This window comes from Methylotenera sp., from assembly GCF_029945705.1.
In the GTDB taxonomy this organism is placed as follows: domain Bacteria; phylum Pseudomonadota; class Gammaproteobacteria; order Burkholderiales; family Methylophilaceae; genus Methylotenera.
The window spans coordinates 18,638-27,227 of record NZ_JAQSDC010000024.1 but is presented as its reverse complement, the minus strand read 5'-3'; the positions used below and the strand labels follow the sequence as shown (position 1 = coordinate 27,227).

Genomic DNA, 8,590 nt, shown 5'->3' with positions numbered 1-8,590 from the left:
ACAGGAAGAGCTTGTCTGAAGTGGTAGTGTCCACTTTATTCAACAGGGGTCACTCTTTCAATTGAGTGATGGCAAAACATGGAACAAAAAATGACGCCCTTAGAGTTGGCTCGCCAAACATTAATGCAGCTTTCAAAAACCCAGAGTCCCCCGACTCCGGATAACTATCGCCTTGTCTATAATGAGATTGCGGGTTTAGAGGCAGAGGATAATGGCACGATGCTCAGTAAAGCACTGGACAAAGTGTTAAATGACTTAGGTAAAGATAAGCCTAAATATTCAGCGGCAGCTCAGAAAATTTCTACTTTTGTTAAGAAGCGCGATTCTGCAAATTTAGAAAATCAGATACGCAGCTTGCTACCTATAAGTGCTGGCGATGACGATAGCGTGAATTGGTCTACACTTTTACGTTATTTGTTAAAGCAGCTAGATTTGAATCATAACGGCATCACGCTTAGCCGAAAAAAAGAAGGGCTGAGTCGTGTCCTGATTAATTTTGCCAGTGATCCCAATCAGCTTGGGCAAAAAATTCAGGCGTTAGCAACTTCATGGGGCGATGGTCAGGCTGTCATGATTGTTAATGATGCTGCGGAGCCAGTGAGTGCTGAAGCGGAGCAATCTGTCGCACAGGAAAGCGCGCCAGAAAAACGTACCATGCATATGGTCGATGAAGATACGCAACTTAGGGTGGCTATGGCATGGCGTGACTTGCTGATTAGAACAATTTCACTCGTGGTGCTTCCGCAGTTTGCAGATATTCCAGTAGCGATAAGTAGGATAGAAGCGCTAATAGCACAAGCTCAAAAATCTAATACGATTGAGGAGGTGAGTGATGTCAGTGAGTCTTTGAAGTCGGCCTTATTGAGAGCGGAGATGCAAACAGATTCGCAACATCGTATGCAAGATGCATTGGTGCAAATGATGCGCTTATTAGTTTCTAGCATGAGTGAGTTAACCTTAGAAGATAAATGGCTGCATGGGCAGATTGCGATTGTCCAAGAGATTATTTCTGAGCCACTTAATTTAGACAGTGTGTATAGCGCTGAAAGTAGCCTAAAAGAGTTGATATTCAAGCAATCTAGCCTCAAACCAGGGCTTATCGCGGCAAAAGAAACGCTTAAAGGCATGATGAGCACCTTTGTCAGCGGCTTGGCAGACATTACTGAGAGTACGGGTACTTACCAAATTAAGATTGCCGAATATCAAAAACAAATCTCCGAAACCGAAGACATGACGCAACTTAACGACATACTTAAAAGTTTGTCTGGTGATATTCATACCATGAATGCCGATGCGCAGCAGTCGCAGTCCGCCTTTACAGATACGCAAAAGAAAGTAGAAGAAGCCGAAAGGAAAATCAACGAGCTGACGACTAAGCTAGATTACATTAGTGAAGTGGCACATGAAGATTTTTTAACAGGCGCGCTCAATAGACGCGGCTTGGATGAGGCAATCGAGCGAGAGTTCGAACGTGCGGATAGGCACAGCACGGCATTGTCATTGGCAATGATTGATATTGATCACTTCAAAAAAATTAACGACACCATGGGTCATTCCACAGGCGATGTGGCATTAGCACACTTAGCCAAAGTAGTAAAAAGCATACTGCGTAGCACAGACGTGCTGGCACGCTATGGGGGAGAAGAGTTTGTTATCTTGCTCCCAGGCTCAAAGCAAGAAGATGCTGTTAACGTGATTACTGGCGTGCAGCGAGATTTGACTAAAAACTTTTTTATGCATAATAGTGAGCGGGTATTAATCACGTTTAGTGCAGGGGTCTCTGAGCGTATGCCAGGTGAGGGGATTGATGCCGTTTTACCTAGAGCCGATGCTGCGCTGTATTTAGCCAAGCAAAGCGGGCGTAACCGAGTGGTTGGTGCTGAGCCAAGCATCTAAGCTGCAATCAACTTCAGGTGACTAGTATAGAAAAACGTTGGTACTGGCGATATTGAAAAGTTGATAAAACACTTAATATACAAGAGGTATTAACCTTCGATCAATATTTGAGTAGTCCAATTATTTGTTAAGTATTAGTCTGGGTTAAATGGCGATTGATACCATCCATTTTTGCCATTAGACTTAGCTTTATACATCGCTTTATCCGCGTTACTAAATAGCATATTAGCGGTATCTCCATTATATGGAAAAATAGCTACCCCAATGCTTACTGAAACTTTGCAACTTATATCGACTTCTAAAAATGGTAGGTTGAAGGCATTGATCACATTTTGAGCTACATTTTCATAAGCATTAATATCATCTTTAAGCCCCATGATGATAGTGAATTCGTCACCACCTAAACGGGCGAAAGTATCATATTCACGAATTTTACTTTTTATTCTTCTGGCGGCATCAATTAACACATAATCCCCAGCTTGATGACCATACTGATCATTTACGCCCTTAAAGCCATCTAAATCGAGAAACATTAGTGCGAATTTAGATTGAAGTCTTGACGAGCGTTTAATCTCTTCTGAAAGTTTGTAGAAAAACATTCGTCTATTAGGCAAGCCTGTTAGCGAGTCAAAGTTAGCTTGATTCCAAATAAGCTCCTCAGATCTCTTGCGTTCAGTAATGTCTGTATGTGTTCCCACCATCCGAATAGGTGAGCCGTCAATTTCATCATGCTCTACAATCATGCCTCTAGATAAGACCCATTTCCAACTTTTATCTTTGCACAATAGTCGATGTTCGACCGAGTATTGTGCACTCTCATTATTTAAATACTTATTAAGCGTCTGTAAGGTTAAGTCTACATCTTCATGGTGAATCAATGAAACCCAAGCCTGAAAATCATTGCTAATGTCATTTTCAGCATAGCCCAGCATCTCTTTCCATTGTTTGGTGAATAAAGTTACTTTAGTCTTAATATGCCAGTCCCAAACACCATCTCCGGAACCTTCAAGTGCAAATTTCCAGCGTTGCTCACTGTTACTTAACTCAATATTAACTTTTTCAATTTTACTTACTAGCAATTTAAGCTTGTTACGCTCAGCTCTTAAATCCAGCAGCCGCATTGTTTGGTTAGCGAGTATTTTAAGTGTCTCAAGATCACCCTCAGAGAACTCGCGTTGATGATGTCCCATAATGCATAATGTGCCGAGCGCGTTAGACTCAGAATCAAGAAGAGGCACGCCCGCATAAAACATAATGTTAGGTTTGCTTGTGACTAAAGGGTTACTTGAAAATCTAATGTCTTCAGAAGCATCTTCAACGATGAGGGGCTTTTTAGTCGCTATCGAATGAGTGCAAAAGGAAATATCTCTAGGCGTTTCTTTAACATCTACACCAATGGCTGACTTAAACCATTGCCGATCAGCATCAACAATGGTGACGGTGGACATCGGGACTTTAAAAATCTTAACTGCTAATCTGACAAGATTATCAAAATCAGGCTCTGCCTCAGTATCAAGAATATTATATTTTTGAAGTGCTTCAAGCCTAGCTAGTTCTTCTGTATTTATAAATTCATTCATTGCTGATTCCACTTACAACGAGTTAAATATTCTTCGAATGATAACAGTAAAAAAATTACCAAATACTTTGAGGTGCCAAGTTGTTATTAACTAGCTTTACATTTGGGCAAGTAAAAAATTAATTTTAATGACGATTGCTAAATTATCACCATGAGTCTTCATTGACATGTCCTCTAGCTTTAAAGCTCGGCTTACAGAATAAATACCCCTGAAATAAAAAAATACCATAGCTCGCCAAGACGTCTTTCTCTTCCTTTGTTTCAACGCCCTCAGCAATTACTTTGATATTTAGCTCTTCGCACATACGACATGTAGCCTTAACAATCGATTGTCTTGATTTGCTTTTATCGATATTACGGATAAGACCCATGTCAATTTTAATAAGGTCAGGTTGAAAATCAGCAATAAAGTTCAGTCCAGCATAGCCTGCACCAAAATCATCAAGTGCAGTCATAAATCCAATTTTTTTATATTCTGTAACAATGTTTAAAATGTGAGTTGAATCTTCGATTAACTCTTGCTCAGTAAATTCAAAAATAATATTTGTAGTTGGAAAGTTATATTTTTCGGCAGCTTCTAAAGTGGTTCGGATGCACAGCTCAGGCCGATATACCGCGTTAGGCATAAAGTTAATGGATAACATCCCCTCTAAATTAACTTCAGAAGCGGTTTTTACCGCTTTAACACGGCATGCTTGGTCAAACTTATAGGTGTTTTGGTTGTTGACTTGACTGAGTACGGATTGAGCGCCTTCGCCATTGGGTCCTCTGACTAAAGCCTCATGGGCAAAAATAGTCTTAGCGTTAATATTAACGATTGGTTGGAATGCATATTCAAAGTCAAAACCTAACTCAATCTCGTTATTGCAACCTGAACATGAATGTGGTCTGGATTGAGAATTAATCGCAATAGTTTGAATTGATTTGTGCATAGTAAACTTCAGTCAACAAGTGTCGGTAATTAAATTAAACATACTCATAGATTTAATATGAAAATTATATAGGTGGAAATATAAAATCCAACCGTGGATTAGACCTACATTTCCCTATTAAATCATTAAGGTAAGTTGTTTTTTATTAACGGAATCAACGTGGTAGGACGGTGAAATCAAGTTCGGAAACTCAGAGTTTTAGCATCACTTTTACTTTCAAATAGTGTAAAAAAACCGAAGTAGAGACTCCGCCTAAATCACTTCAAATAGTCACCTTGACGAAAATCAAACCTTTGACACGAAGGCATTACAACTCTGAAAATCATTATTTATTACTATAAGTCGTTATCATTTTCCGTTAGGCGAGCCTCAAAAATTTGCTTTAATAATGGCGCCAATGATGTCACTTTTAAGGCGCGATTTAAAAGTATGTCGTCGCCTTCATCTAATTTTTGCATGCCTAAGGTTGTGCGAATATTGATGGCTTCTGGGTCGTGCTCTATCACTGTGAGGTTGTCACCCGCGCCAATTTCACCTGTTTGAATAACACGCAAATAAAATCCACTTTTGCCGCTACGTAAAAACTCATCCAAAATATCAGGGTAGCCAATTTTATGCCCAAATTTAAAGCAAGGAATCCGCGGCATGGTTACCTGTACTATTGGGCCATTTGCAGCATTACCAATTTGTAAAACATCGCCTATACAAATGTCTTCTTCAAGTAGACCTGAAATGGTAAGATTTTCGCCAAAAGTGCCATAAGTTAAATCAGATAAATTCAGGCGATTTTGCCAGTAGTTATAATGTTCAAAAGGGTAGCAGTAAACGGCTTGGTGTTCGCCGCCGTGCACGCTTAAATCAGCTTGACTATCACCCACCAGAGTCAATCTAGAAAGCCAAACGCGACCTTTTGCTGGAGTTTTGTTAATGGCTGTCAGCACTTGCAGACCATCAATCTCCACCAGTTTAGGAGGTGAAATGTTCACAGAGAGTAGCTTCACAATTAAATTTTCCAAACAAATATGGCTATATTAGCCGTCAAAATATATATATAAAATACGTGATATGACGTATAAGCTGAATATAACTTGATTTAGATATAGAGTATTAATGAAAGTATTCGATGTGACGGGGGCGCCAAAGATTGAAAGTACTGCTGAGGAGAATTCTTTGAGTTGTCGCCTACCTAGTAGCTATTTTTAAGCTTCAATTGGCACAAAAAAGCCCAACATTTTTAATATCAGGCTAATTATTTTTATTGCTTAGAATAGGACGCTGGACGAGAATAGAACCTATGTCACGCGGATTTTTGAAATGTAAGAATACTTATTTATTAGTGTTTTAGACTCGCCTAACTCGAGTCCAACTGGGCACTTATGTTTATTCCAGGCTATCAACACCCTTCCATACAGCCTCGCCATCCGGACTTGTGATAAATTTCTTTTGATATACTTTATTAATAAGTTTATTAACTTCTTTAAACTCACTTAATAATTTAACACAATCGGTTTTAATCTCAGCCTCACACCGAAACGCCATATCCACATTCAAGTGATCTGTAGAGCCGACGTCTATCATTCGTTTAATTACACTAGGGTGTGCATAATGCCCACCTTCGGTAAATGCCCATTCAATATTTTTTCCTTCTTTAACAACATACCAAGGACCAACTCGCTCTTGCCAACCGAAAGGCTTATTATTGGCTTTTAAAACAGTATCTTTGCGCTCTTTAACTGAGTTGATTGCCATTATGATTGTTGGATAACCAATTCCAATGACATATGCCGGGTCCACTGGAGTTATTTTTTTAGACTCGACCTTGCTCTTCTTTTTATTTGAAGTTTTTGTTAAAGCATCTGCATTGATAGATGTAATGCCAATTAACATGGCTAGTATGTAAACAATGATTTTCATATAAATCCAATAACTTGCCTATTCATATCAGTAACAAGAAGTCAGGTTTAACCTTCAGTTGCTCCTAGTTTACGGCATCTTTCTAGATGCAGAAAATGCCTAGATAGCAGAAACAAAAAAGCCCAACATTTTTAATGTCAGGCTAATTGTTTGCAGTATTTAAAGTATGGTGGCCGGGACGGGAATCGAACCTGTGACACGCGGATTTTCAATCCGCTGCTCTACCGACTGAGCTACCCGGCCGTACTTCTTAACGCATTTGCTTACATCTAAATGTTTGCAAGTCGCGCATTATAGCAAACTCTCCAAAGAGTTGGAAAAATAATTCAAACATTTTTTAACTTATCTTTAAAAGCTTGATTCTGATTTATGTTTAAGCCTAGGTAGTCATGTAAAATCTTAGCTCAGTAAATATTTGCCAAGAAACTTGATGTATCTCAGATGAAATTTAATATCACACAGCCTGATCAGGCACTCAAAATTCAGCTTGAACATAAAATTAATCATAAAACTAAGCCTCTAGGCGCTTTAGGCATGTTGGAAGCTGTTGCGTTGCAAATCGGATTGATTCAGCAAACGCTTGCGCCTCAGTTTAGCCACGCCACAATGTTGGTTTTTGCAGGTGATCATGGCATTGTTGAAGCTGGTGTTAGCCCTTACCCACAGGCGGTTACTGCGCAAATGGTATTGAATTTTTTGCAAGGTGGCGCGGCAATTAATGTATTTACTAAACAAAACAATATGCATTTGAGTGTGGTTGATAGCGGGGTAAATTATGAGTTTGCAGCAAGCTTAGATTTGATTCATGCCAAAGTGGCGATGGGGACACGTAACTTTTTGAGTGAGCCTGCCATGACGCTAGCGCAATGTGAGCAAGCGCTTACGCGTGCCGCAGAGATTGTGGATACTAAAGTGGCTGAAGGTTGCAATGTATTCGGCTTTGGCGAAATGGGCATAGGCAACACTTCATCTGCAAGTTGTTTAATGAGTGTTTTGTGTGGCTTGCCAATTGAGCAATGCGTGGGTCGCGGCACAGGTTTGGATGATGCGGGCTTGGTGCATAAAACAAAAATTTTGGCGCAAGCGATTGCGCATCATCATTTAAGTAGCAGTGATGCTATGCAGGTATTGGCGACTTTCGGTGGTTTTGAAATTGCGATGATGGTTGGCGCTATGTTGCAAGCTGCGACTAAGCAATGTACTTTACTAATTGATGGTTTTATCACCACAGCAGCATTACTGGTTGCGGCTAAATTGCAGCCTGAAATTTTGCATTACTGCGTGTTTACACATTGCTCTGATGAATCTGGTCACAAAAAAATGTTGGATTATCTACAAGTTAAGCCGCTGCTCAATATCGATTTACGTTTGGGTGAAGGTACTGGCGCCGCTTTGGCTTACCCTTTGGTGCTGGCTTCGGTCAACTTTCTAAATCAAATGGCTTCGTTCGAATCAGCAAGTGTTTCGCAAAAAATATGATATTTGCATTACAAAATCAATGGCACTATTTTTTAACGGCAGTGATGTTTTTCACACGCGTACCTGTACGGTTTAGCAGTTTTGATAACGCAGACTTAAATAAAGCCACAAGATACTTTCCTCTAATCGGCATTTTAGTGGGTGCTGTAGGTGCTTTAGTTTTTTGGTTAAGTGATATTTTATTACCTTTAGAAATCGCGCTTTTGCTAAGCATGGCCTCTACAACTTTACTCACTGGCGCGTTTCATGAAGATGGCTTGGCTGATGCAGTAGATGGTTTGGGTGGTGGTTGGAGCCGAGAGCAAGTACTTGCTATTATGGTAGATTCACGCATTGGTAGCTATGGCGCAATAGGTTTGTTTTTAGTGTTGCTGACCAAGTACCAAGCGCTTACTTATCAATGGGCAGCATTAATTCCAGCAACATTAATCGCGGGGCATTCGCTTAGCCGTCTGTGTGCGGTGCTGGTGATGTCTACGCAAAATTATGTGAAAGCCGAAGGTAAATCTAAACCACTTGCGACGCAGTTGACGATCACTGAGTTGATCATCGCCACTTTTTTTGGCTTAGTGCCTTTGGCATTTTTAGAAATGAAATTTCTTGCTGCGCTAGTGCCTGTGGCAATTGTTTGGCTGTGGTTTAGTGCAAAAATTAAATCTCGCATAGGCGGCTATACTGGAGATTGTTTAGGCGCAATGCAGCAACTGACAGAGGTGGCATTTTATGTGGGTGTGTTAGCTAGCACCACTTTATTTTCTGCGCCATAATTACCATATCCAAATTAATCGCT

At 40.1% G+C, this 8,590-nt stretch carries 7 protein-coding genes and 1 tRNA gene; 3 read left to right on the top strand and 5 right to left on the bottom strand.

Annotated features, from left to right (window positions below):
• The first annotated feature begins 78 nt into the window (after window positions 1–78).
• The gene (locus PSU78_RS05765; protein WP_300385581.1) at window positions 79–1,896 is read left to right on the top strand and encodes a GGDEF domain-containing protein; all 1,818 of its coding nucleotides are present in this window, start codon (window positions 79–81) and stop codon (window positions 1,894–1,896) included.
• Window positions 1,897–2,030: 134 nt separating this feature from the next.
• Here the strand turns inward: PSU78_RS05765 and PSU78_RS05760 are convergent, their stop codons facing one another.
• The 5 genes from PSU78_RS05760 to PSU78_RS05740 all read right to left on the bottom strand — a co-directional run bounded on the left by PSU78_RS05760 (window position 2,031) and on the right by PSU78_RS05740 (window position 6,564).
• Complete coding sequence (locus PSU78_RS05760) at window positions 2,031–3,476, bottom strand: diguanylate cyclase (RefSeq protein ID WP_300385579.1); 1,446 nt, start codon at window positions 3,474–3,476, stop codon at window positions 2,031–2,033.
• A gap of 145 nt (window positions 3,477–3,621) precedes the next feature.
• Window positions 3,622–4,407: an EAL domain-containing protein gene (locus PSU78_RS05755; RefSeq protein ID WP_300385576.1), complete on the bottom strand. Its 786-nt coding sequence runs from the start codon at window positions 4,405–4,407 to the stop codon at window positions 3,622–3,624.
• A gap of 335 nt (window positions 4,408–4,742) precedes the next feature.
• Window positions 4,743–5,393 carry an MOSC domain-containing protein gene (locus PSU78_RS05750; RefSeq protein ID WP_300385573.1) on the bottom strand — a complete coding sequence of 217 codons (651 nt, stop codon included), beginning with the start codon at window positions 5,391–5,393 and terminating at the stop codon, window positions 4,743–4,745.
• Between the two features lie 394 nt (window positions 5,394–5,787).
• A complete protein-coding gene (locus PSU78_RS05745) occupies window positions 5,788–6,321 on the bottom strand; it encodes a hypothetical protein (RefSeq protein WP_300385570.1) in 534 nt (177 codons plus the stop codon).
• Between the two features lie 167 nt (window positions 6,322–6,488).
• Window positions 6,489–6,564: transfer RNA gene (locus tag PSU78_RS05740), tRNA-Phe, on the bottom strand.
• 198 nt (window positions 6,565–6,762) lie between these two features.
• On the opposite strand from PSU78_RS05740, the gene cobT reads away from it, so the two are divergent.
• Together cobT and PSU78_RS05730 are read left to right on the top strand one after the other, a co-directional pair.
• Complete coding sequence (gene cobT, locus PSU78_RS05735; RefSeq protein WP_300385567.1) at window positions 6,763–7,800, top strand: nicotinate-nucleotide--dimethylbenzimidazole phosphoribosyltransferase; 1,038 nt, start codon at window positions 6,763–6,765, stop codon at window positions 7,798–7,800.
• A complete protein-coding gene (locus PSU78_RS05730) occupies window positions 7,797–8,567 on the top strand; it encodes an adenosylcobinamide-GDP ribazoletransferase (protein ID WP_300385564.1) in 771 nt (256 codons plus the stop codon). The genes cobT and PSU78_RS05730 overlap by 4 nt, the downstream gene beginning before the upstream one ends.
• Window positions 8,568–8,590 lie beyond the last annotated feature (23 nt).